Annotated in this window: 22 protein-coding genes; 14 read left to right on the forward strand and 8 right to left on the reverse strand. The window is 52.6% G+C overall.

What is annotated here, in order from left to right:
• The first annotated feature begins 2 nt into the window (after window positions 1-2).
• The 7 genes from HVX64_RS00895 (at window position 3) to HVX64_RS00925 (ending at window position 9,558) form a co-directional block, all read left to right on the forward strand.
• Window positions 3-1,139 (forward strand): HlyD family secretion protein, encoded by a 1,137-nt coding sequence (locus tag HVX64_RS00895; protein ID WP_044254327.1) that lies wholly within the window; start codon window positions 3-5, stop codon window positions 1,137-1,139.
• A gap of 72 nt (window positions 1,140-1,211) precedes the next feature.
• Entirely contained in the window at window positions 1,212-1,820 is a 609-nt protein-coding gene (locus tag HVX64_RS00900) for a glutathione S-transferase (protein WP_042998595.1), read from the forward strand.
• Window positions 1,821-1,918: 98 nt separating this feature from the next.
• The gene (gene selA, locus HVX64_RS00905) at window positions 1,919-3,310 is read left to right on the forward strand and encodes an L-seryl-tRNA(Sec) selenium transferase (protein ID WP_044254324.1); all 1,392 of its coding nucleotides are present in this window, start codon (window positions 1,919-1,921) and stop codon (window positions 3,308-3,310) included.
• On the forward strand, window positions 3,307-5,154 hold the full coding sequence (gene selB / locus HVX64_RS00910; RefSeq protein WP_044254321.1) for a selenocysteine-specific translation elongation factor: 1,848 nt from the start codon (window positions 3,307-3,309) through the stop codon (window positions 5,152-5,154). The genes selA and selB overlap by 4 nt, the downstream gene beginning before the upstream one ends.
• Before the next feature lie 184 nt (window positions 5,155-5,338).
• Entirely contained in the window at window positions 5,339-6,490 is a 1,152-nt protein-coding gene (gene yiaY, locus HVX64_RS00915) for an L-threonine dehydrogenase (protein ID WP_042998592.1), read from the forward strand.
• A 92-nt stretch (window positions 6,491-6,582) separates the two neighbouring features.
• On the forward strand, window positions 6,583-8,115 hold the full coding sequence (aldB, locus tag HVX64_RS00920; RefSeq protein WP_044254318.1) for an aldehyde dehydrogenase AldB: 1,533 nt from the start codon (window positions 6,583-6,585) through the stop codon (window positions 8,113-8,115).
• Window positions 8,116-8,194: 79 nt separating this feature from the next.
• Window positions 8,195-9,558 (forward strand): IS3 family transposase gene (locus HVX64_RS00925; RefSeq protein ID WP_249033498.1). Its coding sequence is split into 2 segments (ribosomal slippage): window positions 8,195-8,699 and window positions 8,699-9,558, totalling 1,365 coding nucleotides; the frame shifts between segments, so codons are not numbered across the junction.
• A gap of 53 nt (window positions 9,559-9,611) precedes the next feature.
• Here the strand turns inward: HVX64_RS00925 and HVX64_RS00930 are convergent.
• On the reverse strand, window positions 9,612-9,926 hold the full coding sequence (locus HVX64_RS00930) for a hypothetical protein (RefSeq protein ID WP_042998590.1): 315 nt from the start codon (window positions 9,924-9,926) through the stop codon (window positions 9,612-9,614).
• Window positions 9,927-10,112: 186 nt separating this feature from the next.
• On the opposite strand from HVX64_RS00930, the gene HVX64_RS00935 reads away from it, so the two are divergent.
• Both HVX64_RS00935 and HVX64_RS00940 read left to right on the forward strand, forming a co-directional pair.
• Window positions 10,113-10,439 (forward strand): DUF3302 domain-containing protein, encoded by a 327-nt coding sequence (locus HVX64_RS00935; RefSeq protein ID WP_042998589.1) that lies wholly within the window; start codon window positions 10,113-10,115, stop codon window positions 10,437-10,439.
• Window positions 10,440-10,441: 2 nt separating this feature from the next.
• The gene (locus HVX64_RS00940; RefSeq protein ID WP_042998588.1) at window positions 10,442-11,578 is read left to right on the forward strand and encodes an HlyD family secretion protein; all 1,137 of its coding nucleotides are present in this window, start codon (window positions 10,442-10,444) and stop codon (window positions 11,576-11,578) included.
• Here HVX64_RS00940 and HVX64_RS00945 read toward each other — a convergent pair.
• Window positions 11,575-12,549 (reverse strand): LysR family transcriptional regulator, encoded by a 975-nt coding sequence (locus HVX64_RS00945; protein WP_042998587.1) that lies wholly within the window; start codon window positions 12,547-12,549, stop codon window positions 11,575-11,577. The genes HVX64_RS00940 and HVX64_RS00945 overlap by 4 nt on opposite strands.
• A 122-nt stretch (window positions 12,550-12,671) precedes the next feature.
• Between HVX64_RS00945 and HVX64_RS00950 the strand changes: the two genes are divergently transcribed.
• The 3 genes from HVX64_RS00950 (at window position 12,672) to HVX64_RS00960 (ending at window position 15,012) form a co-directional block, all read left to right on the forward strand.
• Window positions 12,672-13,412, forward strand: coding sequence for a MipA/OmpV family protein (locus tag HVX64_RS00950; RefSeq protein ID WP_044253795.1), 741 nt, complete (start codon window positions 12,672-12,674; stop codon window positions 13,410-13,412).
• A 479-nt stretch (window positions 13,413-13,891) separates the two neighbouring features.
• Window positions 13,892-14,299 (forward strand): helix-turn-helix domain-containing protein, encoded by a 408-nt coding sequence (locus tag HVX64_RS00955; protein ID WP_224267565.1) that lies wholly within the window; start codon window positions 13,892-13,894, stop codon window positions 14,297-14,299.
• Window positions 14,300-14,538: 239 nt separating this feature from the next.
• Window positions 14,539-15,012: a 4Fe-4S dicluster domain-containing protein gene (locus HVX64_RS00960; protein ID WP_042998585.1), complete on the forward strand. Its 474-nt coding sequence runs from the start codon at window positions 14,539-14,541 to the stop codon at window positions 15,010-15,012.
• A 34-nt stretch (window positions 15,013-15,046) separates the two neighbouring features.
• Here the strand turns inward: HVX64_RS00960 and avtA are convergent, their stop codons facing one another.
• A complete protein-coding gene (gene avtA, locus HVX64_RS00965; RefSeq protein WP_249418891.1) occupies window positions 15,047-16,300 on the reverse strand; it encodes a valine--pyruvate transaminase in 1,254 nt (417 codons plus the stop codon).
• Window positions 16,301-16,472: 172 nt separating this feature from the next.
• Window positions 16,473-18,503 carry an alpha-amylase gene (gene malS / locus HVX64_RS00970; RefSeq protein WP_044253792.1) on the reverse strand — a complete coding sequence of 677 codons (2,031 nt, stop codon included), beginning with the start codon at window positions 18,501-18,503 and terminating at the stop codon, window positions 16,473-16,475.
• A gap of 316 nt (window positions 18,504-18,819) precedes the next feature.
• On the opposite strand from malS, the gene HVX64_RS00975 reads away from it, so the two are divergent.
• On the forward strand, window positions 18,820-19,644 hold the full coding sequence (locus HVX64_RS00975; protein WP_042998582.1) for a protein bax: 825 nt from the start codon (window positions 18,820-18,822) through the stop codon (window positions 19,642-19,644).
• Window positions 19,645-19,694: 50 nt separating this feature from the next.
• Here HVX64_RS00975 and xylR read toward each other — a convergent pair whose 3' ends face one another.
• The 4 genes from xylR to xylF form a co-directional block, all read right to left on the reverse strand.
• Complete coding sequence (xylR, locus tag HVX64_RS00980; RefSeq protein ID WP_042998581.1) at window positions 19,695-20,873, reverse strand: D-xylose utilization transcriptional activator XylR; 1,179 nt, start codon at window positions 20,871-20,873, stop codon at window positions 19,695-19,697.
• Window positions 20,874-20,956: 83 nt separating this feature from the next.
• Window positions 20,957-22,138, reverse strand: coding sequence for a xylose ABC transporter permease XylH (xylH, locus tag HVX64_RS00985; protein WP_044253783.1), 1,182 nt, complete (start codon window positions 22,136-22,138; stop codon window positions 20,957-20,959).
• Window positions 22,116-23,657: a xylose ABC transporter ATP-binding protein gene (locus HVX64_RS00990; protein ID WP_044253780.1), complete on the reverse strand. Its 1,542-nt coding sequence runs from the start codon at window positions 23,655-23,657 to the stop codon at window positions 22,116-22,118. Before HVX64_RS00990 ends, xylH begins: the two co-directional genes overlap by 23 nt.
• Window positions 23,658-23,735: 78 nt before the next feature.
• Window positions 23,736-24,728, reverse strand: coding sequence for a D-xylose ABC transporter substrate-binding protein (gene xylF / locus HVX64_RS00995; protein WP_042998578.1), 993 nt, complete (start codon window positions 24,726-24,728; stop codon window positions 23,736-23,738).
• 363 nt (window positions 24,729-25,091) lie between these two features.
• On the opposite strand from xylF, the gene xylA reads away from it, so the two are divergent.
• The gene (gene xylA / locus HVX64_RS01000; RefSeq protein ID WP_042998577.1) at window positions 25,092-26,414 is read left to right on the forward strand and encodes a xylose isomerase; all 1,323 of its coding nucleotides are present in this window, start codon (window positions 25,092-25,094) and stop codon (window positions 26,412-26,414) included.

Below are 26,414 nucleotides of genomic sequence, written 5' to 3' on the forward strand. Positions count from 1 at the left end.
TCATGGATCTGTTGATTGTATTAACCTACGTCGCGCTGGCGTGGGCAGTCTTCAAAATATTCCGCATACCGGTGAATCAATGGACGCTGGCGACGGCGGCATTAGGCGGTGTATTTCTGGTCAGCGGCCTGATCCTGTTAATGAACTATAACCATCCGTATACCTTTACTGCGCAAAAAGCCGTTATTTCCATTCCTGTTACGCCGCAGGTTACCGGAATTGTCAGCGAGGTGACGGATAAAAATAACCAACTGATTAAAAAGGGTGAAGTGCTATTTAAACTCGACCCGGTTCGCTATCAGGCTCGCGTGGACAGGTTACAGGCCGATCTGGTCACCGCCACGCATAATATCCAGACGCTGAAAGCCCAGCTCTCAGAAGCGCAGGCTAATACGACGCGGGTCTCTGCGGAGCGCGATCGGCTGTATAAAGATTATCAGCGTTACCTGAAGGGCAGCCAGGCGCGGGTGAACCCCTTCTCAGAAAGCGATATTGATAACGCCCGGCAAAATTATCTGGCGCAGGATGCGCTGGTGAAGGGGTCAGTGGCTGAGCAGGTGCAAATTCAAAGCCAGTTAGACAGTATGGTTAACGGCGAACAGTCGCAGATTGCCAGTCTGAGGGCGCAACTGGCAGAGGCGAAATACAACCTCGAACAGACCATTATTCGCGCCCCCAGCAACGGCTACGTCACCCAGGTGCTGATCCGACCCGGTACCTACGCTGCCGCGCTACCGCTGCGTCCGGTGATGGTCTTTATCCCCGAACAAAAGCGGCAGATTGTCGCTCAGTTCCGGCAGAACTCGCTGCTTCGTCTTGAACCCGGCGACGACGCGGAGGTGGTATTTAACGCGCTTCCTGGGCAAGTTTTTCACGGTAAGTTGACCAGCATATTGCCTGTGGTGCCGGGCGGCTCGTATCAGGCTCAGGGGGCTTTACAGTCCCTGACGGTGGTGCCCGGGACCGATGGCGTCCTGGCGACGATTGAACTGGACCCGAATGCCGATGTGGATGCGTTACCCGACGGCATCTACGCGCAAGTGGCAGTCTATTCCGACCATTTCGCCCATGTTTCGGTCATGCGTAAGGTGTTACTGCGCATGACCAGTTGGATGCACTACCTTTATTTGGATCATTGAGAACGCCGTCACCTGCCTTTTCCCGCTGCGTGAGCCATACTCATTGTTTTGTGTTGGCGAAAAGGACTGATCATGAAACTCATTGGTAGCTACACCAGCCCGTTTGTACGTAAAATTTCGATCCTGCTGTTGGAAAAAGGCATCACATTCGAATTTGTTAATGAACTGCCCTACAACGCGGAAAATGGCGTCGCGCAGTACAATCCGTTAGGAAAAGTACCGGCGCTGGTGACTGACGATGGGGAGTACTGGTTCGATTCGCCAATTATCGCCGAATACATTGAACTGCTGGATATTGCGCCAGCGATGCTGCCGCGTGAACCGCTGGCCTCGCTGAAAGTCCGTCAACTTGAGGCACTGGCCGATGGGATTATGGACGCCGGTCTGGTGTCGGTGCGCGAGCAGGCACGTCCCGCCGCGCAGCAATCGGAAACCGAACTGTTGCGCCAGCGCGAGAAAATTAACCGCAGTCTGGATGCGCTGGAAGCGTACCTGGTCGACGGGACGATTAAACCTGACACGGTTGATCTGGCGACCATCGCCATTGCCTGCGCGGTGGGCTATCTCAACTTCCGCCGCGTCTCACCGGGCTGGTGCGTGAGCCGACCTCACCTGGTCAAGCTGGTGGAGACGCTGTTTCAGCGCGAGAGTTTTGCCCGCACTGAACCCCCAAAGGCTTGATTCATATTCTGTCCGTCCAGGCAATCTCACGTTACAATCCCCTCTATGTCGATATCCCTCCCCGTTGTGGGGAGGGTCACCAACAGCCAGGCCTTTTCATGACGACCGAAACCCGTTCGCTCTATAGTCAGCTTCCCGCCATTGATCGCTTATTGCGTGAAAGTGAATTTCTTACCCTGCGTGAGACTCACGGGCATACCCGTGTCGTTGATCTGCTTCGTCAATTGCTTGATGAAGCAAGAGAGGTGATACGCGACACGCAGGCGTTGCCAGCGTGGTGTGAAGACTGGGCGCAGGAGGTGAACCTTCGGCTGGAAAAAGAGGCCCAGAGTGCGCTGCGCCCGGTGATTAACCTGACGGGCACGGTGTTACATACCAATCTGGGTCGCGCTTTACAGGCTGAAGAGGCCGTCGCGGCTGTCACGCAGGCCATGCGCTCGCCGGTGACGCTGGAGTATGATCTGGACGGCGCGGGACGCGGGCATCGTGACCGCGCACTGGCGGAATTGCTGTGCCGTATCACCGGCGCGGAAGATGCCTGCATTGTGAATAACAACGCGGCGGCGGTACTGCTGATGCTGGCCGCCACCGCCGCCGGTAAAGAGGTGGTGGTATCACGCGGTGAGCTGGTGGAGATCGGCGGCGCGTTTCGCATCCCGGATGTGATGCGTCAGGCTGGGTGTACGCTACATGAAGTGGGAACCACTAACCGGACGCATGCCGATGACTATCGCCAGGCGGTAAATGAAAACACCGGCCTGCTGATGAAGGTACATACCAGTAATTACAGCATCGAAGGGTTTACCCACTCTGTTGATGAAACGGAGCTGGTCCAGATCGGCCAGGCGCTGGATATTCCTGTTGTGGCCGATCTCGGTAGTGGTTCGCTGGTCGATTTGAGCCAGTACGGCCTGCCGAAAGAGCCAATGCCGCAGCAGTTGATTGCCACGGGTGTCAGCCTGGTGAGCTTCTCGGGCGACAAGCTATTGGGCGGTCCGCAGGCTGGGATCATCGTTGGTAAGAAAGAGATGATTGCACAATTGCAGCGTCATCCGCTTAAACGTGCGTTGCGGGCGGATAAAATGACCCTTGCTGCGCTGGAAGCAACGTTGCGTCTGTATCTCCACCCGGAAGCGCTGGCCGAGAAACTGCCGACGCTGCGCCTGTTGACCCGACGCAAAGACGCGATTCAGTCTCAGGCGGAGCGGCTTCTGGCGCCGCTGGCCGCGCACTATGGTGCGGAGTTTGCGGTGAGCGTACAGCCCTGTCTGTCGCAAATCGGCAGTGGCTCTTTACCAGTTGATCGGCTCCCCAGCGCGGCATTAACCTTTACACCGCACGACGGCCGCGGAAGCCGTCTTGAAGCCCTGGCGACCCGCTGGCGTGAGCTACCGGTTCCGGTTATCGGCCGGATTTACGAGGGCCGACTGTGGCTGGATTTACGCTGTCTTGAAGATGAGACCCGGTTTATGGAGATGTTGTTGAAATGATTATTGCGACCGCCGGACATGTCGACCACGGGAAAACGACGCTGCTGCAGGCCATTACCGGCGTGAATGCCGATCGCCTGCCGGAAGAGAAAAAGCGTGGCATGACCATCGACCTGGGCTATGCCTACTGGCCGCAGCCAGACGGGCGTGTGCTGGGCTTTATCGATGTTCCCGGTCACGAGAAGTTTCTCTCAAACATGCTGGCGGGCGTGGGCGGAATCGATCATGCGTTGCTGGTGGTAGCCTGTGACGATGGCGTGACGGCGCAAACGCGCGAACATCTGGCGATCCTGCAATTGACCGGGAATCCGACGCTGACGGTGGCGCTGACCAAAGCCGACCGTGTGGATGATACGCGGGTGCAGGAGGTCCAACAGCAGGTGGAGAATGTCCTGCGCGAGTATGGCTTTGCGCAGGCGACGCTATTTGTGACGGCCGCGAATGAAGGCCGCGGGATTGAGGCGTTACGCGAACATTTGCAGCAACTGCCCGCCCGCGAACACGCCATGAATCAGACGTTCAGACTGGCTATCGATCGTGCCTTTACTGTAAAAGGCGCCGGGCTGGTGGTGACCGGTACTGCGCTGAGCGGTGAAGTAAACGTTGGGGATACGCTGTGGCTGACCGGCGTGAACGCATCTGTGCGCGTGCGCGGACTTCACGCGCAAAACCAGGCGAGTGAGCATGCTCATGCCGGGCAGCGCATCGCGCTGAATATCGTCGGCGATGCTGAAAAGGAGCAGCTTAACCGGGGTGACTGGCTGCTTTCAGACGCCCCGCCTGAGCCGTTCACGCGGGTGATTGTCGCGCTGGAAAGCCACGTCCCGCTTACGCAGTGGCAGCCGCTACATATTCACCATGCGGCGAGTCATGTGACCGGGCGGGTATCGCTGCTGGAAGCTAACCTGGCGGAACTGGTGTTTGATACGCCCCTGCTGCTGGCCGATAACGACCGGCTTGTGCTGCGCGATATCTCCGCGCGCGCGACGCTGGCCGGGGCGCGGGTGGTTGCACTTAATCCGCCACGTCGCGGCAAACGTAAACCCGAGTATCTGCAATGGCTGGCGTCACTGGCGGCGGCGAAAGATGACGGTGCCGCGCTGGCGGTGCACCTGCAACGCGGGGCGGTCAATCTGCCCGATTTTGCGTGGGCGCGCCAGCTAAATGGCGACGGTATGCGTTCGCTCATTCACCAGCATGGATTTATTCAGGCAGGTTACAGCCTGCTGAATGCGGAAGTTGCCGCGCGCTGGCAGCGCAAAATCCTCGACACGCTGGCGACTTACCATGAACAACATCGCGATGAGCCTGGTCCGGGGCGCGAACGCCTGCGTCGTATGGCGCTGCCGATGGAAGATGAAGCGCTGGTGCTGTTGTTGATTGAACAAATGCGCGACAGCGGCGATATTCACAGCCACCATGGCTGGTTGCATCTGCCGGATCACAAGGCAGGGTTTACTGACGAACAGCAGGCTACCTGGCTTAAAGCCGCGCCGTTATTTGGTGACGAGCCCTGGTGGGTCCGCGATCTCGCGCGTGAAACCGCGACCGAGGAGCAGACCATGCGTCTGGTGTTGCGGCAGGCGGCGCAGCAGGGGATGATTACGGCGATCGTAAAAGATCGTTACTACCGTAACGATCGCATTGTGGCTTTCGCCAGCATGATCCGCGAACTGGATCAGGAGAAAGGCTCAACCTGCGCGGCGGATTTTCGCGATCGGTTGGGCGTAGGGCGAAAGCTGGCGATTCAGATACTGGAATATTTCGACCGGATTGGCTTTACGCGTCGTCGTGGAAATGATCACCTGTTACGCGATGCGTTATTATTTCCGGCAAAGGAATAATACAATTTATTAAAAATAAGAAAGAATTGACCTAATAAATAGGTCGAGACGAAAAGAGCCCATTAATTTGTAGCCTAATGTGCTCTTTTATTTTTTCATTAAATAAACACCGCTGTGATCATATTTTCTCCTGAGATTCGTTCGTATGCTGCAATCCCTTCAAAAACTATTAAGGATTGAGCATATGGCTGCTTCTACATTTTATATTCCTTCTGTGAATATAATTGGGGCTGATTCATTAAAAGATGCAATGAATGCTATGGTGGAATATGGCTTTCGTCGGACGTTAATTGTCACCGACAGTGTGCTGACGAAATTAGGCATGGCGGGTGATATTCAAAAAGCATTGCAGAAACATGATATTTTCAGCGTCATATTTGATGGTACACACCCTAATCCGACGACAATTAATGTCGCCGACGGCCTGAAAATCCTGAAAGAAAATGATTGTGACAGCGTTATTTCGCTGGGTGGCGGTTCCCCACATGATTGCGCCAAAGGGATTGCGCTGGTGGCGGCGAATGGGGGTGATATTCGCGATTATGAAGGTGTCGATCGCTCGGCAAAACCACAGTTGCCGATGATTGCCATTAACACTACGGCAGGGACGGCCTCTGAAATGACGCGTTTCTGCATCATCACTGACGTTGACCGTCACATCAAAATGGCGATTGTGGATAAACACGTCACGCCACTGCTCTCGGTAAATGACTCTTCGCTGATGATCGGCATGCCAAAATCGCTGACGGCGGCGACCGGCATGGACGCGCTGACCCATGCGATTGAAGCCTATGTTTCTGTGGCCGCTACGCCGATCACGGATGCCTGCGCCCTGAAAGCGATGACCATGATTTCTGATAATCTGGTCGTTGCCGTGGAATCGGGCGGCAATGTGCATGCGCGTGAAGCGATGGCCTATGCGCAGTTCCTGGCGGGGATGGCCTTCAATAATGCGTCATTAGGTTACGTCCACGCGATGGCGCACCAGTTAGGCGGTTTCTATGACCTGCCGCACGGTGTGTGTAATGCCGTCCTGCTGCCACACGTTCAGGTATTCAACAGCCAGGTGGCCGCAGCGCGTCTGCGTGATTGCGCGGCAGCTATGGGGGTTCAAGTTGCAGGGATGACCGACGCCGAAGGCGCAGAAGCCTGTATCGAGGCGATCCGCGCGCTGGCGCAGCAGGTGAATATCCCGGCGGGTCTGCGAGCCCTGGGCGTGAAAGAAGAAGATATTCCGGTGCTGGCGGCTAATGCGTTGAAAGATGCCTGCGGTCTGACTAACCCAATTCAGGCCACGCACGACGAGATTATGGCGATCTATCGTGCGGCGATGTAATTCGTGACCGCTATCGTAAACCTATAAGCGGCTGGCGAGAAAATCGCCAGCCCCGTCTACCCTTGTTATACACCTGGAGCAAGGAGACGATCATGACCAATAACCCTCCCCGTATTCAGCCCGGCGAGTACGGTTTTCCCCTGAAGTTAAAGGCCCGTTACGACAACTTTATCGGTGGTGACTGGGTTGCCCCGAGTGACGGCGAGTATTACCAGAACCTGACGCCCGTCACCGGGCAACTGTTATGCGAAGTGGCTTCTTCCGGTAAAAGGGACATTGACCTGGCGCTCGACGCGGCCCACAAGGTGAAAGACCAGTGGGCGCATACTTCTGTTCAGGATCGGGCGGCGATTCTGTTCAAGATTGCCGACCGTATGGAGCAGAACCTCGAACTGCTGGCGACGGCGGAAACCTGGGATAACGGTAAGCCGATCCGTGAAACCAGCGCGGCGGATGTCCCGCTGGCAATCGACCATTTCCGCTATTTCGCCTCCTGTATTCGCGCCCAGGAGGGCGGGATCAGTGAAGTGGATAGCGACACTGTAGCTTATCACTTCCACGAACCGCTCGGCGTGGTCGGACAAATTATCCCGTGGAATTTCCCCTTATTGATGGCGAGCTGGAAAATGGCGCCCGCGCTGGCGGCAGGAAACTGCGTAGTGCTTAAACCTGCCCGCCTGACGCCGCTATCCGTTTTACTGCTGATGGAAGTGATTGGCGATCTCCTCCCGCCTGGCGTGGTGAACGTAGTGAACGGCGCGGGTGGAGAGATTGGCGAGTATCTGGCAACCTCGAAGCGTATTGCTAAAGTGGCATTCACCGGCTCGACGGAAGTCGGGCAGCAGATCATGCAATATGCCACGCAGAATATCATCCCGGTCACTCTGGAGCTGGGCGGGAAATCACCGAACATTTTCTTCGCCGACGTGATGGACGAAGAGGATGCATTTTTCGATAAGGCGCTGGAAGGTTTTGCGCTCTTTGCCTTTAACCAGGGTGAAGTGTGCACTTGTCCGAGCCGCGCGCTGGTGCAGGAATCCATCTACGAACGCTTTATGGAGCGCGCGATTCGCCGCGTAGAAAATATCCGCAGCGGTAACCCGTTGGACAGCGTGACGCAAATGGGGGCACAGGTCTCTCATGGGCAGATGGAAACTATCCTGAATTACATTGATATCGGTAAGAAAGAAGGTGCGGATGTCCTGACCGGTGGGCGGCGTAAGCAGCTTGAAGGTGAACTGAAAGACGGCTATTACCTCGAGCCGACCATCCTGTCTGGTAAGAATAATATGCGCGTGTTCCAGGAGGAGATCTTTGGCCCGGTACTGGCGGTGACCACGTTCAAAACAATGGACGAGGCGCTTGAGCTAGCCAACGATACCCAGTACGGTCTCGGAGCAGGCGTCTGGAGCCGTAACGGTAACCTGGCGTATAAAATGGGACGCGGTATTCAGGCAGGACGCGTATGGACCAACTGCTACCATGCTTACCCGGCTCATGCGGCCTTTGGTGGCTACAAGCAGTCGGGGATTGGACGCGAAACCCACAAGATGATGCTGGAGCACTATCAGCAGACAAAATGTTTACTGGTGAGCTACTCCGATAAACCGCTGGGACTCTTTTAACTGACCGCGTTATGCCCGATGGCGCTTTTGGACTGCACCCCAAAAGTTGGACACTCAACTGAGTAAGGTGCAGTTTTTTATGGCAAAGCCAAAATATTCCCCTGAAACAAAACTGGCTGTGGTTAATCATTATTTGTCCGGAAAAGACGGAGAAGAGCGTACAGCCGACCGTTTTGGTGTTGAAAGAACTTCCGTCCGTCGCTGGGTCAGGGCGTGGCAACTCCACGGTATGGAAGGGCTGTCAGGGAAAAATAAACATCATTCAGCTGAATTTAAACTCGTCGTCGTCCGGGCGGTTATCCGTGACCACCTGACGATGCGTGAAGCAGCTGCCCGGTTTAATCTCTCTGCAGAAACGCTTGTCCGACACTGGGTCTGCGTGTACAACGATGCCGGAGCGGAAGGACTGCTAAACATTCAACGCGGGCGGCCTGGAAAAATGACAAAACAAAAAATCCCCCCATCCCCTACAGATAAAGAACTGGAAAAACTCTCCCCCGAAGAACTCCGGGCTGAACTCCGTTACCTGCGGGCAGAGAATGCCTATCTAAAAAAGTTGAAGGCCTTGGTTCAGAGCGAAAAAAACGGCAGCAAGCCCTGATAATCAGTGAACTGAGGCATAAGCACGCTCTGCGAGACCTCCTGCGCGCGGCAGGCATGTCCCGCAGTACATGGTATTACAATATGAATGCCCTGAAGCAGGTGGACAGGCATGCCGGGCTGAAAGATAAAATCCGTGAGATATACGCCTGGCACAAAGGCCGTTATGGCTACCGCAGGATCACGCTTTCGCTGAGAAAGCAGGGTCTGCTGGTGAACCATAAAACCGTGCAGCGGCTGATGACAGAGCTGTCGCTCCGGTCTCTGATAAGGGCGAAGAAATACCGCTCATGGAAGGGGGAAACAGGCAAGGCAGCCCCCAATATCCTGAGCAGGAACTTCAGTGCATCAAAAGCCAATGAAAAATGGGTTACGGATGTTACAGAGTTCTCGCTGCAGGGTAAAAAGCTGTACCTGTCGCCGGTACTCGATCTTTTTAACCGGGAAATAATCTCCTACAGCCTGTCGGAAAGGCCGGTGATGGAGATGGTTAATACCATGCTGCGGGATGCGTTCTTAAAGCTCGGACCAGACGACGCCCCCTTGCTGCACACAGATCAGGGCTGGCAATATCGGATGGCAGGCTATCAGGCAAAGTTAAAGGCGCAGGGCATGACGCAAAGTATGTCCCGAAAAGGAAACTGTCTGGATAATGCCGTGATGGAAAACTTCTTCGGGACGCTGAAATCGGAGTGTTTTTACCTGAGTCAGTTCAGCAATATCAGCGAACTGAGGAAGGCGATAGAGGATTATATCCGTTACTACAACAACGAGCGGATAAGCCTGAAACTAAAAGGCCTGAGTCCGGTAGAGTACCGGGCCCAGGCTCTGAAGGCCGCTTAATATAAACTGTCCAGATTTATGGGGTCAGTCCATTTGCTTATCGGGCATAACGATTAATCCAACACCTTTACCTGTAACGGACGGAAACGGCTGTAGACCCACAGTCCCAGGCAGGCAATCGACCCGATGAAAACGGTGAACAGTACGGTGATAAACACACCGCTGAACAGCGCGGCAGGAATCGCCATTACACCATGCACGGGTTGATCGTTCCATTTTACCAGGTCAAAGCCGAAGAGACTCAAAACGCCACAAATAAAACTGAAAGATATCATTGGGATACCAAGGCCAATAAGTAATAAACGGTAAATAGTGACCGCTTTGATGCGCTTAAGGCTGACGGTGGATGAGGTTTCCGCGTTGTTCATTTTTGTTCCCTTGTATTGATGTTTAAACATAATAAACTGCGATGTGCATAAAAAACAACATACTAAAAAATGGACGATATATAAAAAACCATATGTCGATATATAAATATGAGAATTGCAGGGCATCTGGTCATTCCACTATCATTCTCAAACTCTTTTTTTTTGATTCTATTCTCTGGGAGGAATATGTTTCTCGATTATTTTGCGCTTGGGGTGCTGATTTTTGTATTCCTCGTCATTTTCTACGGAATTATTATTTTACATGATATTCCCTATTTAATTGCGAAAAAACGCAATCATCCTCATGCCGATGCTATTCATGTCGCGGGGTGGGTGAGTTTGTTTACATTACATGTTATCTGGCCTTTCTTGTGGATTTGGGCCACGCTCTATCGTCCGGAACGCGGGTGGGGAATGCAAAATACTGAATCTGGTGTTGTGCAACTCCAGGAGCGTATTGCCGGGCTGGAAAAACAATTGGCTGACCTGAAATCCTCTTCTGGCGAGTATTAATTATGGATTTACTGATTATCCTGACCTATGTGGCTTTCGCATGGGCGATTTTTAAGATCTTCAACATTCCCGTTAATAAATGGACCATACCGACGGCGGCGCTGGGGGGAATATTTATTGTCAGCGGTTTAATCTTATTAATGAATTACAACCACCCCTATACATTTAAAGCGCAAAAAGCGGTGGTGTCTATTCCCGTTGTTCCGCAGGTCACTGGCGTAGTGATTGAAGTGACGGATAAGAAAAATACGCTGATTAAAAAAGGTGAAGTGCTGTTCAGGCTTGATCCCACGCGCTATCAGGCCAGGGTGGATCGTCTGCTGGCGGATATTGTGACGGCGCAACATAAGCAGCATGCGCTGGGTGCCGAACTGGATGAAATGACCGCCAATACCCAGCAGGCAAAAGCCACGCGAGACAAGTTTGCGAAGGAGTATCAGCGTTATGCGCAGGGGAGTCAGGCGAAGGTGAATCCATTCTCTGAGCGCGACATTGACGTCGCACGGCAGAACTACCTGGCGCAGGAGGCTTCGGTTAAATCGTCAGCGGCGGAACAACAGCAGATTCAAAGCCAGTTAGACAGCCAGGTAATGGGTGAGCACTCGCAGATAGCCAGTTTGAAAGCGCAGTTGGCCGAGGCGGAATATAACCTGGAACAAACCATCGTTCGCGCGCCGAGTGACGGTTATGTAACCCAGGTGCTGATTCGCCCGGGAACCTATGCCGCCTCGCTGCCTTTGCGCCCGGTGATGGTATTTATTCCTGCTCAGAAGCGACAAATTGTCGCGCAATTCCGCCAGAACTCGTTGCTGCGACTGGAGCCCGGCGATGACGCGGAAGTGGTATTCAATGCCTTACCGGGCAAGGTATTCAGCGGTAAGCTGGCTGCCATCAGTCCGGCAGTGCCTGGTGGGACATACCAGTCGACCGGGACGTTACAGTCGTTGAATACGGTACCGGGGGCGGAAGGTGTCATTGCCACAATCGAGTTGAACGATCATGCTGATTTACGTGCATTACCGGATGGAATTTATGCACAGGTCGCGGTCTACTCCGACCATTTCAGCCATGTCTCGGTCATGCGTAAAGTATTGTTGCGCATGACCAGTTGGGTACATTACCTTTATCTCGATCATTAATTATCGATGATTGAGTCTTGCTCGGGACGCAACAGTTGCGTCTGAGCAAGCTGGTTGCGGATTTCCCGTAGCATCTCATCCAGTACATACTGAACTCGCCAGGGCTGGTACTCCCGCTTGCGGAAGATCGCGACCAGGTCCAGCCACCACTCATGCTGTTCTGAAAAGCAAGGGACGAGCGTCCCGGCCTTCAGATCGTTTTTCACGCTTTCATTGGGTGCAAACACAATACCCAGATGGTTGCGCGCCAGTTCCAGCGCCGACAGGGTATTGTCACAAACGTAGTTCCCCGTCACGCGATAGTCGCGCATCTCTTTACTGCCGGCACTGTTGAAGCGCCAGATGTTGGCATCATCAATCATCATAGAATCGATCAGGATGCAGGAGTGATGCTCAAGGTCTTCAGGTCGGCTTAGCGGGTGCTTTTCAAGGTAAGTCTGGCTGGCAAAGGCCGTCACTGCATATTTGGTAATAAAACTGGCAACCAGTGATTCATCTTTCGGGTGGGCATAGGTAATTAACACGTCACAGTCGTCAGGAAACTCGACGCCTTCATAAAAGGCTTTTGGCTCAAGGTTGCTGGTTTTCAGCGACAAAGAGATGTCGCCAATGTCTTTAATTCTGGCGATAACCTGTTTCGATAAGTAAGCGATGATGCCTGTCGGCGCGTACACCGTTACTCGCCCTCGCTTTTCGTGTTTATAATCAGCAATGAAATGATTTAGCTGCGCGTTTCTGTCGAGCATATCATTAATGTAGGGCAGAAGCGCCGCACCAAAAGGGGTCAGCGTCAGTTGCCGGGTCGTCCGGTCAAAAACCTTAAGGCCGACTTTTGATTCAAAATCAGCAAGATATTTGCTGACGTTGGCCTGGGCGATGCCGAGAACAGTTGCGGCATGACTGATGTTTTCACTGGCGGCAATGACCGAGATGATCTTTAATTCCCGATGCTTGAGTTGTAATTTATTCATCACAGCAGCCCAATATATATAAGTTTTTATATATTACTATATAAATATGTGCCTTGCACCGACGAATTTGTAAGCATTATTATTTCGGCGCTTTGTGGCTTATTTTAAATGGAACGTCGGGCATGTTAATTAAACGCAATATAGTGGCACTATTTGCTTTCTCCTTTATCGCCAGTGCATCTGCTTCGGAATTATCCATTGGTGCAGGTGCGATATATAATGAATCTCCTTATCGCGGGTATAATGAAAATACCCATGCTATTCCCCTCATTAGTTATGAAGGCGAATCATTCTATGTTCGGCAAACCACGCTGGGCTACATTTTGTCTAAAAGTGAACAAAATGAATTTAGTCTGACCGCTTCCTGGATGCCGTTGGAATTTGATCCTGGCGATAACGACGACCACGCCATGAAAAAGCTCAACAAGCGTGACAGTACGATAATGGCGGGCGCGGCCTGGTATCATCATGAAAATTGGGGCAGCGTGAAAGTTTCTGCGGCCGCAGATGTTCTGGATAACAGCAATGGCTGGATGGGGGAATTATCACTGTTCCGTAAAATTCCTGTCGGACAGCTTGCTCTGATCCCGTCTGCTGGCGTGCTTTACTACGATGAAAATTTCAACGACTACTATTACGGTGTGTCAGGCAGTGAATCCCGTCGCAGTGGTCTGGATCGCTATTCCGCACAGGACAGTTGGGTTCCTTACGTCAGCCTGACCGCAAAATACCCCGTCACTGACAACATTATTCTGATGGCGAGCGCGGCTTACAGCGTGCTGCCAGATGAAATCAAAGACAGCCCGATGATCGACCGTGATGACAGCTTTACTTTCATGTCAGGCGTGAGCTGGCGCTTCTAAAAGAATAAGAAGAATTGCCGGACAGCGGCCATTGTCCCGGCCTGGGATTGGGTCAATTCACAGGTCTGCCGCTGTTCGGCATATTTCTACCGCTCTTCAGTTAAGAGAACTACACTGTAATAATAATTGTCCCGGAACGCACTGTTGCCGGGAGTCACTTTCCCTCTCCATGACGCATTATTGATCCATGCAGCATATTAAGCTGTAATTTGTGATAAATATGCCCGTTTAACTTGTATTGTCGAATATTCACACTGAAATAGAATAACGCTCTACTAATTTGTTTTTAGAGATTATTTAACAGCGCCTGGATTGATCTTTTAGGTATTCAGTCTGCACTTTGCTTGCGGCGAGATTAAAATGAACGCTTCAGGTATCTATTGAAATTAACTCTATTTTTTTTAAACTTGCGTAAGACAATATCTACAAGGACTTACACATGTTTAGCTATCGATAGTTCAGTAAAACGTGAGTATGTAATGATGGAATACCAGTTACATGGATTTATGATAGGTCGGGAAATATTTTTTGATATCAGTGAGTCGAGAATTTTCAGGCTGCCGGTAAATAAAATGGACAGTGTAATTGCATTTGGTGGCGTATTTTTTAACCGCACAATGCTACGCTTGTTTGTTTATCTTTTACTGAACGCCAGGACCCATTATGTTTCAAAAGATGAGTTACTCGTCAACGTCTGGGAAAAAAATGAATTAAGTGCTTCCACACAGCGTTTGTCTACGATGGTTAAAAATCTCAACAACAAATTATATTTGCTGGGATTACCTCAGCATTCCATCGTTAGCGTAAAAGGAAGCGGATACATACTGGCACTGGATAATATTCAACCGCTCTACAGTGCGGTTGATGAGGCAGATTATCAAATATAGGTATCACTCAATCGGGTGCCAGCTTATTCCGCAGCGTGATGTCGCCTGCGGATTATTCCCCTGGACGTCAACGCCCAGGGTTTTTTTTATGCGTCAGGCAGAAATCCGGTCGTAAGTATAAGGCGAATCCCCTGAACGTTTCTGGCATCTGACAAAATTCGACCATTTCCCCTGTTTGATCAAGGCAGCCGCGCTATTCTCTCTGGCACTCTGTGGTTTTATGGCGGGGGGAGGGTGCAATGAACCGGTTTATCATGGCGGATGCGACTAAGTGTATTGGCTGTCGTACCTGTGAAGTCGCTTGCGTGGTCTCGCATCAGGAGAATCAGGACTGTGCCGCGGTGTCAGCAGAACACTTTGTCTCGCGCATCCGGGTTATTAAGGAAAATACCTTTACCACCGCCGTTGCCTGTCATCAGTGTGAAGACGCACCGTGCGCCAATGTTTGCCCGACACAGGCCATTCGTCGCGATCGTGGACACATTTTTGTTGAGCAGGTGCGCTGTATTGGTTGTAAAAGCTGCATGTTGGCGTGCCCGTTCGGCGCAATGAACGTTGTTGCACAAACCTCGCGCGTACAGGCGGTGAAATGCGATCTCTGTTGGCATCGTGATACGGGGCCAGCCTGCGTGGAGGCTTGCCCGACAGGGGCATTGAAGTGTGTGGATGCGGCGAGCGTGCAGCGTCAGCGTCTGCACGCTCAGCCTTTATAAGCGCATTACCCGGCCCGATCAGGCCGGGATGGCGTTACTGATTTTCCTTCCAGGCGCGCTCCACCTCTTCAGCCAGAATTTTCACCCCAGCTTCAATTTTCTCCGGATCGGGAACATAGTTCATGCGCATACACTGGTGCGTGTGCGGCCAGGGTTTATCGAGCCCCGGGAAGAAGTAATGTCCCGGCACCATCAGTACGCCGCGTGCTTTCAGACGCTGGTAGAGTAACTCGGTGGTGATCGGCAAATCCTGGAACCACAGCCAGAGGAAAATTGCCCCTTCTGGTTTGTGAATTAAGCAGCGATTTTCAGGTAAATAGCGGCGAATGATCGCAATGGTTTGCTGAACACGCTGAAAATAGAACGGTTTGATGACTGTTTCTGACAGTCGCATCAGGTCGTTACGCTTAATCAATTCGCACATCATGGCCGGCCCAATCCCGCCTGGCGCAAGGCTAATGATGCCGTTCATATTGGCGATGGCCGTGATGATTTTTTCATTGGCGATGATGATACCGCAGCGTGAGCCGGGCAGTCCCAGTTTGGAGAGACTCATGCACAGCACAATGTTGGGATTCCACAGCGGGCGCGCTTCGCTGAAAATAATGCTCGGGAACGGCACGCCATAGGCATTATCAATGACCAGTGGAATGTCGTGCTGGTTGGCAAGCGTATCGAGTTTTATCAGCTCTTCATCTGTGATGACGTTACCCGTCGGGTTAGTTGGCCGGGAGACGCAGATCATCCCGGTCTCTTCACCAATATGCAGATGTTCGAAATCTACGTGATACTTGAACTGACCCTCTGGCAGCAGCTCAATATTGGGACGCGCCGAGACGAACAGATCCTCTTCCAGCCCGGAATCCGCATAGCCGATATATTCCGGTGCGAGAGGGAACAATACCTTTTTGGTGGTCCCATCAGCGCGGCGGCCTGCAAAGAGGTTAAACAAGTAGAAAAACGCACTCTGACTGCCATTTGTTAGCGCAATATTCTGCGGTTCGATATCCCAACCCAGATTTTCACGGAGCAGCGAAGCAAGCGTGGTCAGCAGCTCGGTTTTCCCCTGCGGGCCGTCATAATTGCAAAGCGCATCAGTGAGTTTGCCGTTTTCCAGCATCTCAGTCAGGAGCGTCTGGAAGTAATCCTGCATCGCCGGGATTTGTGCCGGATTACCGCCGCCCAGCATGATTGCGCCTGGGGTGCGTAAACCGTCGTTGAGGTCCTCCATCAGGCGGGTAATGCCTGAATGGCGGGTGAATTTGTCGCCGAAAAGTGAAAATGTCATAACGGATGGTCTGTCAAACGCTGAGTCGAAGTGAGTTACCTTAACGCTAGCACTGGCAGGGTGCAAATCGAGCTGAAACGGGTGCTTTGACGTTTTATGCTTATAATTTTCTTCAGTGTAGTGTTTTGTTTTGCTGCGTCTGAGGAGTTCTGACCTCAGACGCCGGTTTACGTTAACGCTGGCCTGCCCAGATGACCATCACCGAATCGTCGCCGTGCTGGCGAACGAAGCCGTATCCCTGTTTGAGCGAGAGCGTGGTTTGCTTACCTGCGCCGATGGCCGAATGCCGGGCTCTGAACTGACCGAGGCGCTGCCAGTGGGTAACGTTGTCGGCCAATTTTCCGCTGACATCCTGCCAGTTCATCTCAGAGCGTGTGCCCTGTAACGGATCAGAGCCTGTGGGGCCGAAAGGTCGCGCGGACTCATCGCCATAGAATATTTGTACAGCGCCGGGCGCTAACAACAGCAACTCAGCGGCTTTATCTCCGCCTTCACGGAACAGACGAGTATCATGCGAGGAGAGATAACTCAATACATTGAAACTCTGTAACTTTTCCGCCATCTGCTGCCAGACGAGCTCCATACCTGACAGGCAATCGACGGCTTTTGCGGCCTGCTCCTGATAGTCAAAGTTGATCATCGCGTCAAAACCGTGGCGATAGTAGTCGCTCTGCATTACGCCGTGACCCCAGGCTTCACCCGTCATCCAGAACGGCTTATCATCGAGCGCTTTGTCCGGATTCGCTTTTTTCCATTCAACCAGTGCCGCGCTGGCCTGCGTTTTTAACTGTTGCCAGGCCGGAAGTTCGACGTGTTTTGCCGTGTCGACGCGAAATCCATCGACACCGTAATCGCGCACCCACTGACTCAGCCAGTGGGTCAGGTAATCCCGGGGCGTGTAGCCCTCAATGGCTTTCGCGCGCGTGTTGGCTTTATGTTGATAAAACACCGGCAGACCAGATGGGGTCGTCGATTCGGTTTTCAGATCCGGCAGGAAAGCCAGCGACATTGTGAGATCGTCAAAGCCAGGATTGTCGTAATCGCCAATGTCAGTGCGGATCCACGCTTTCCCCCACCATTTTTCCCAGGCGGCCTTATCGCTAAAGTTGATGTAATCATTGAAGCTGTGCCAGCTCTGCCCGGCGGCAGGTTTCCAGTCTGTCCAGCGCTCACCGAGCGTTTTTTTCAGCTCATCGCCAGAAAGGTAGAGCGCGCCGAACTGATATTCCTGCATGTCTGCCAGCGTGGCGTAGCCGGTGTGGTTCATTACGACATCAAACAGAATGCGGATCCCGCGCCGGTGTGCGCCGTCAATCAGCGCACGCAGGTCGGCTTCGTTGCCCATGTTGGCATCAAGCGTGGTCCAGTCCTGCGTGTAATAACCGTGGTAGGCATAGTGCGGGAAATCGCCTTTCGTGCCGCCACCCACCCAGCCGTGGATCTGTTCGAACGGAGCGCTTATCCATAATGCATTCACGCCCAGTTGTTGCAGATAATCCAGTTTGTGAGTCAGACCGCGTAAATCGCCGCCATGAAACGTGCCGATTTCCTCCATGCCGTCCTTATGGCGACCATAACTCTGGTCATTGGACGGATCGCCGTTCTCGAAGCGGTCGGTGAGCACAAAATAGACCGTGGCGTTGTGCCAGTCGAACGGCGCTGGTGCGTCGGTCTCTGCCCGTTCCAGCAGTAACAGGCCATTGCTGGCAGGTGCGGGTTGCAGGGTTATCTGACCGTTTTTCACCGTGGCGGTCTGTCCGCTGTAAAAATCGCGTACCACGCTCCCTTCCGGGAAAGTCTGCGCGACCGCTAACGTCAGTGGCTTTCCATCCCACTTCGGACACTGGCGTGCCACATTGGCGGTAGGTTCGGCTTCGCGCGGCAGCGTAATCATTAACGTTGGCGTACCAGAACGGGTATCGATTTCCATCGTATAACGGCCATCTTTGAACAAACGCCATTGCGGCGGGGTCCCTTCGCACGGGATCAGCGACAGCATCTGATTGAGTTTTATCGTATTAGCCGGCTGCCAGCACTGTTGGTCAAAATTGAGCGTTAAGGAACGAGTACCCTTCGTCAATTCAGCGTGACTGGCAAACTTACCGGTTCCCTCCGCGGTAAAAGAGGGGAAGCCCTGAGACGTCCATGTTGCGGCGCTCGTGATGCTTGGCAGTAGCGCGAGGGCGATGGCAGCAAGTTTCATTGTGCGGTCCTTTTTGCGGCGATTTTAACCAGTTTGCCTGAGAACCCGCTGACGAAACTCATCCTTCAACTGCATTCAACCAGGATGAGGGGCGCGGATGAGTGATTTTGGGCAAAAAATAGCCTTAATTTGCGATAACCACCACAAATCGTTCGAATTAGTTCCTTGTGGGATAGTTTATGCGTGACATGGTTTCGGAATTGGCCTATTCATTAGGGTGCTCTTGATCGCTATTTTTGATATGATTTGAGATTCAACTCTCAAAATTGTGAAAAATATAAGGTGTTGGAATGATTCAATCCGACCAGGAGACCTAATGATATTGACTCCCATACGACGATATGGGGCAATGATTCTTATGTTACTCACCATCGTATTTTCGGGTGAGGTGCTGGCAAAGACGCACACAACAACATCGAGTCAAAAGTCCCACGTAACCAAGACAAGTAATAAACAGGTAAGCAGTAAACAAGAGTATTCTCGCAATAGTGCAAAGAGCAGTTCACTTCCTGATTTGCGAAAATACCCTTCCGGAACGCCAAGGAAAAAAGCGTTTCTCCGGACGGTTATGCCTTATATTACCAGTCAAAATGCGGCGATTACTGCCGATCGTAACTGGCTGATCTCAAAGCAGTATCAGAATCGCTGGTCACCGACTGAGCGTAAGCGCATGAAAGATATTGCGAAGCGCTACAAGGTGAAATGGTCGGGCAACACCCGGAGTATTCCGTGGAATACGTTGCTGGAGCGCGTAGACATCATCCCGACCAGTATGGTGGCGACGATGGCTGCGGCAGAAAGCGGTTGGGGTACTTCTAAGCTTGCGCGTAGCAATAACAACCTGTTCGGCATGAAGTGTGCTAAAGGGAGTTGTAACAATGCGCCAGGTAAAGTGAAAGGTTACTCGCAGTTCGATTCCGTCAAAGAGTCGGTCAGCGCCTATGTAATCAATCTGAACACGCATCCGGCTTACGCCTCTTTCCGTAAATCACGCGCACAGTTGCGTAAAGCGGATCAGGAAGTAACGGCGACAGCGATGATTCATAAGCTGAAGGGTTATTCAACGAAGGGGCAGAGTTACAACAATTATCTGTTCGCGATGTATCAGGATAACCAGCGATTAATCGCAGCCCATATGTAATCCCCGAACGCCTTCTGCAAAGAAGGCGTTTTTGTTTCGGTCCCACCCCATCACATCAACACTTCACTGTTCAGATCGCGATACTCTTTCGGCGTCGTGTCGTACTCTTTCTTAAAAACGGAATAGAAATACTGCAGCGAAGGATAGCCGCACATCTGCGAGATTTCGTTGATCGACAGCGTCGTGGAAATCAACAGGCTACGCGCTTTCTCCAGCTTTTCAGCGTGGATCACCGCATGAATGGTCTCTCCCACTTCTTCTTTAAACCGCTTCTCCAGATTGGAACGTGAAATCCCAACTGCATCCAGTACCTGATCCACCTTGATGCCTTTGCAGGCGTGGTTACGGATATAGTGCATCGCCTGAATAACGGCGGGATCGGAGAGGGAACGGTAGTCTGTCGAACGACGTTCAACGACGCGCACCGGAGGCACCAGGATGCGCTGGAGCGGCAGTTCCTCATCGGCCAGCAGGCGATGTAGCAGCTTTGCCGCCTGATAGCCCATTTGCCTCGCGCCCTGAGCCACCGATGACAGCGCAACCCGTGACAGATAGCGGGTCAGTTCCTCGTTATCAATGCCAATGACGCACAGCTTTTCGGGTACCGGAATATGCAGGTGTTCGCAGACCTGAAGAACATGGCGGGCGCGGGCGTCAGTGACCGCGATAATACCCGTCTGCGGCGGCAGGGTTTGCAGCCAGTCCGCCAGTCGATTTTGCGCGTGTTGCCAGAGTTCAGGCGCGGTTTCCAGTCCCTGATACACCACCCCCCGATACTTCTCCTCCGCCACCAACTGGCGGAAGGCATGCTCGCGTTCCGCCGCCCAGCGCTTTCCGCTGGAGGCCGGCAGGCCGTAGAAGGCAAAGCGGTTGACGCCTTTTTCTTTCAGGTGCAGAAAGGCGCTCTCAACGAGAGCATGGTTATCGGTGGCAATATAATGGACAGGAGGATAATTTTCCGCCAGATGATAGGAGCCTCCGACACCGATGATGGGCACATGGACGTCAACTAACAATCGTGCGATTTCATCGTCGTCATAGTCAGCAATCACGCCGTCACCTAACCACTCTTTGATGTTATCAATGCGGGCGCGGAAGTCCTCCTCAATGAAGATGTCCCATTCGGATTGCGAGGCTTGTAGATATTCACCGACCCCTTCCACCACCTGACGGTCGTAGGCTTTATTGGCATTAAATAACAGGGTAATACGGTGACGTTTATCAAACATGGTTCTGTCTCTGCTCACTCTTTCATAAACGACAATGCCGGACAGGAGTGACCGGCATAAAAATAGCCCTATTTTTCAGCAGCTCAGGCGCGGCGTTTTGTCGCTGAATCCATCCATACTGCCAGCAACAGAATCGCTCCCTTCACGATATACTGCCAGAACGTTGGGACATCCATCATACTCATTCCGTTATCCAGAGAAGCCATAATAAATGCACCCATCACTGCGCCGGCAACGCTGCCGACGCCACCCGCCAGGCTGGTTCCGCCGATGACGCAGGCGGCAATGGCGTCCAGTTCGGCGATGTTTCCCGCCGATGGCGACCCGGCACCGAGACGCGAACTGAGAATGAGCCCGGCAATCGCCACCATCAGACCATTGATGGCGAACACCGCCAGTTTGGTCCGCGCAACGTTAATGCCGGAAAGACGGGCGGCCTCCAGATTGCCCCCTATGGCATAAATACGTCGGCCAAATGCGGTTCGTGTCGCCATGAACATCCCGGCGAGCAGCAAAAATACCAGCAGCAGAACGGGCGTCGGCACACCGCGATAATCATTCAACAGCCAGATGGCGCCTAACACAATCACGGCAGTTAATGCCTGGCGGCCCACTACGCTGGCTGACGCCGGGGCATCAAGACCCAGGGACTGCCGGCGCATGCGCCCGCGCCACTGCCAGCCGATAAACGCCATCAAACCCATCGCGCCGAGGGTGAAGCCCAATCCATTGGATAAGTAGCTTTGCCCAATCTGCGACATGGCGGAGCTGGTCGGCGATACGGTTGTACCATTGGTGATGCCGATGAGGATACCGCGAAACGCCAGCATCCCGGCCAGAGTCACAATAAATGAGGGAACTTTGCGGTAAGCGACCCACCAGCCATTCCAGGCGCCGAGCAGCAATCCCAGCGCCAGCGTGACGATAATGGTGAACGGCAGCGGCCAACCCAGCCAGACGTCGCAGATAGCCGCGACGCCGCCCAGCAGTCCCATCATGGAACCGACGGAGAGATCGATTTCCGCTGAGATGATGACGAATACCATGCCGACCGCCAGGATCCCCGTAATCGCGGTCTGGCGGAGCAGGTTGGAGACGTTACGTGCGCTGAGATACGCACCGTCTGTTGTCCAGGTAAAGAACAGCATGATCACAATGATGGCCGCGATCATCACGAACACCTGTAGATTCAGCGATTTAATCCCAGGAAAAACGCCCGTCAGTGGGGCGGTGAGTTTAACGTCAGACGGATTGTTTTTCGACATGATGTTCGCTCCTCAAAGCGGCTTCCATCACCTGCTCTTGCGTCAGGTTATGATTGACCAGGTTGGCTTTCAGTTTTCCTTCATGCATCACCAGAATGCGGTCGCTGAGCCCCAGCACTTCGGGCAATTCAGACGAAATGACAATTACGGCGATACCCTGCTGAACGAGCTGGTTAATGAGCTTGTAGATTTCATATTTCGCGCCGATATCGATGCCCCGGGTAGGCTCATCAAGGATGAGAATTTGCGGGTTAAGCAACAGGCAGCGCGCCAGAATGGCTTTTTGTTGATTCCCACCGCTCAGACGTCCGATCGCCAGCTCAGGAGAAGACGTTTTGACTTTGAGACGTTGCAGGGATTCGAGGATGCATTTATATTCGGCGGCATCATCTAACTGGCTTACCTTGCCAGTGAACTGATCAAGCGCGGCGAGGGTAATGTTTTTCCCCACCGCCATGACCGGCACAATACCATCGCGTTTGCGGTCCTCCGGAACCATGGCGATCCCGTGGGCGATGGCCTGCTGGCAGTTGCGGATGTTAACGTACTGACCGTCAATCACCACCTCTCCTTCCCAGCGCCCGGGCCAGACGCCAAACAGACACTGAACAAGCTCCGTGCGTCCCGCGCCGACCAGACCAGCAATCCCCAGGATTTCGCCGCGCTTTAGTGAGAAGGAAACGTCATTCACGCGCCGGATATGGCGATTGACGGGATGCCAGGCCGTGAGGTGATCAACGCGTAAAATCTCTTCACCCGTGGTGTGAGGTTCGCTGGGGTAGAGTGCAGTGAGTTCGCGGCCAACCATCATGGTGATGATATCGTCTTCGCTCATGCCAGCCGCGTCGCGGGTGCCAATATGCTTGCCATCACGGATCACGCAGATCGTGTCGGAAATGGCTTTCACTTCGTTCAGCTTGTGTGAAATGTAGATGCAGGCGATATCGTGCTGTTGCAGATCGCGGATGATCTCCAGCAGCACCGTTGTTTCCTGTTCGGTGAGTGACGCTGTCGGCTCGTCCAGAATCAGCAGGCGCACTTGTTTATTCAGCGCTTTCGCAATTTCAACCAGCTGTTGCTGACCAAGGCCCAGTTCGCCCACCCGGGTATCGGGCGAAATTGCCAGACTGACCTGCCTGAGCAATTTTTGGCAGCGCAGGGTCATCATGTCGTAATCCAGCACGCCATGACGGCTTATTTCGCTACCGAGGAAAATATTCTCCAGCACGGTTAAGTGCTTAACCAGTGCTAACTCCTGATGGATGATGGCAATCCCTTTGCGCTCGGTATCACGAATATGGTTGGCCTGTAGCGTTTCTCCAGCAAATACAATTTCACCTTCGTAACTGCCATGGGGATAAATACCGCACAGTACTTTCATCAGCGTCGATTTACCTGAGCCATTCTCGCCGCATAATGAAATAATTTCACCGGCATTCAGTCTGAGGCTGACGTTATCAATCGCCTTGACGACACCGAAGGTTTTGGTGATGTTCTTCATTTCAAGTAGACAGGACATAGCGACTCCGCAGTAGCCAATGAGAGAACCGGGCGTAGTGGGAAATGCGCGCCCGCAGCCATCGCTGGGGCGCTGCGCTTACAGTTCGCTCTGCTTATGGAATCCGTCTTTAATCACGGTCTCATTGATGTTGTTTTTGTTAACGTCAATCGGCGTCAATAAGCGGGAGGGGACATCTTTCAGACCGTTGTTTAACGTAGCGTCGGCTTTAGGCTGCTGTCCGTTACCCAGTTCTACGGCGATTTCGGCGGCGGTATTGGCCAGCAGCGTAATCGGTTTATACACGGTCATTGTTTGTGTTCCTGCGACAATGCGCTTGATACCCGCAAGGTCGGCGTCCTGACCTGAAATCGCCACTTTTCCTGAAAGCCCTTGCGCACTGAGCGCCTGAACCGCACCGCCTGCCGTCGCGTCATTGGAGGCGACAACGGCGTCAATGTTGTTATTGTTCGCGGTTAAGGCGTTTTCCATAATTTTCAGCGCATTTTCCGGCAGCCAGCCATCAACCCACTGATCGCCAACCACCTTTATTTTTCCGGAATCGATATACGGTTTTAAAACTTTCATCTGCCCGGCGCGGAAGAGTTTGGCATTATTATCGACCGGCGAGCCGCCCATCAGAAAATAATTTCCCTGAGGGACACGTTCAACTAATGCCTGGGCCTGTAATTCACCGACTTTTTCGTTATCAAATGAAATATAGAAATCGATGTCTGCGTCATTGATCATGCGGTCATAAGCTAAAACTTTAATACCTTCCTGTTTCGCCTCTTTAACCACGTTACTTAATACTTGTCCGTTATAAGGAATAATAACGAGGACATCCACGCCTCGGTTAATCATATTTTCAATCTGCGACATCTGGGTTTCTTCATTCCCGTTCGCGGACTGGACAAAGACTTTTGCGCCAAGCGATTCGGCTTTGCTGACGAAAATATCGCGATCTTTCTGCCAGCGTTCGAGGCGCAGGTCATCAATCGCCATGCCGATTTTAATTTCTTTGGCATGTCCTGCCACGCTGGTGAGCAAAAGGGAGGTGCAGACAGTGAGTAAGAGATTCTTCATCTTCATAATCGTGATGCCTTTCGTTAGAGGGAGCAACAATAAAAGTAACAATCACAGCATAAGACGTTGCAGAATTTAGCAATTCATACGGGGAAGACAATTACAGATTTTTATCTTGCGGTTACGAAATTTGGTTTATTTCCTGAATTATGACCAGGATCGTACTTTTTATGGTGAAGACTGAATGTTGCATTTATGCCAGCAGAGTACCCATTTTTTGCAAATGGATATTTTTATTTTGCGAGGTGGCGCACACTTGTGAATTCTCTCAATAGCAGTGTGAAATAACATAATTGAGCAACGGGAGGGGAGTGCTCAATATTACGACATGACCTATTCTCGTCGTATTTCCTGATTATGGAGTTCATTATGCAGGCATATTTTGACCAACTCGATCGCGTTCGTTATGAAGGCCCCCGTTCCACTAATCCGTTAGCATTCCGTCATTACAACCCTGATGAGATCGTATTGGGCAAACGGATGGAAGATCATCTGCGTTTTGCAGCCTGCTACTGGCATACCTTCTGCTGGAACGGGGCTGATATGTTTGGTGTCGGGGCGTTTAATCGTCCGTGGCAGCAACCGGGGGATGCGCTGGCGCTGGCAAAACGTAAAGCGGACGTCGCGTTTGAATTTTTCCACAAGCTGCACGTTCCGTTCTACTGCTTCCACGATGTCGATGTTTCGCCGGAAGGCGCGTCGCTGAAAGAGTACAAAAATAACTTCGCCGAAATGGTGGATGTGCTGGCAGAGAAACAAGAGCAGAGCGGCGTGAAACTGCTGTGGGGTACGGCAAATTGCTTCACCAACCCCCGTTATGGTGCCGGGGCGGCGACGAACCCGGATCCAGAAGTGTTCAGTTGGGCGGCCACCCAGGTGGTAACGGCGATGGACGCCACGCACAAACTGGGTGGTGAAAACTACGTGCTGTGGGGCGGTCGTGAAGGGTACGAAACCTTGCTGAATACCGACCTGCGTCAGGAGCGTGAGCAAATTGGCCGCTTCATGCAAATGGTGGTTGAGCACAAACACAAAACGGGCTTCCAGGGCACGCTGCTGATTGAGCCGAAGCCGCAGGAACCGACCAAGCATCAGTATGATTACGACGCCTCAACCGTTTACGGCTTCCTCAAGCAGTTTGGTCTGGAAAAAGAGATCAAACTGAATATTGAGGCTAACCACGCGACGCTGGCAGGTCACTCGTTCCACCACGAAATCGCCACGGCGATTGCGCTGGGTCTGTTTGGCTCTGTCGATGCCAACCGGGGTGACGCGCAGCTGGGCTGGGATACCGACCAGTTCCCGAACAGCGTAGAAGAGAACGCATTGGTGATGTACGAAATCCTCAAAGCGGGCGGTTTCACCACCGGTGGCCTGAACTTTGACGCCAAAGTGCGCCGTCAGAGTACGGATAAATACGATCTGTTCTATGGCCATATTGGCGCGATGGACACGATGGCGCTGTCGCTGAAAATTGCCGCGCGCATGATTGAGGATGGCGAGCTGGATAAGCGCGTCGCGAAACGTTATGCCGGCTGGAGTAGCGAACTGGGCCAGCAGATCCTGAAAGGACAGATGTCGTTAAGCGAACTGGCGCATTATGCTGAACAGCACAACCTGGCGCCGGTGCATCAGAGCGGTCATCAGGAACAGCTGGAAAACCTGGTGAATCATTACCTGTTCGATAAATAA

The sequence above is a fragment of the Citrobacter sp. RHB20-C16 genome (assembly GCF_013890155.1).
GTDB lineage: Bacteria > Pseudomonadota > Gammaproteobacteria > Enterobacterales > Enterobacteriaceae > Citrobacter_A > Citrobacter_A amalonaticus.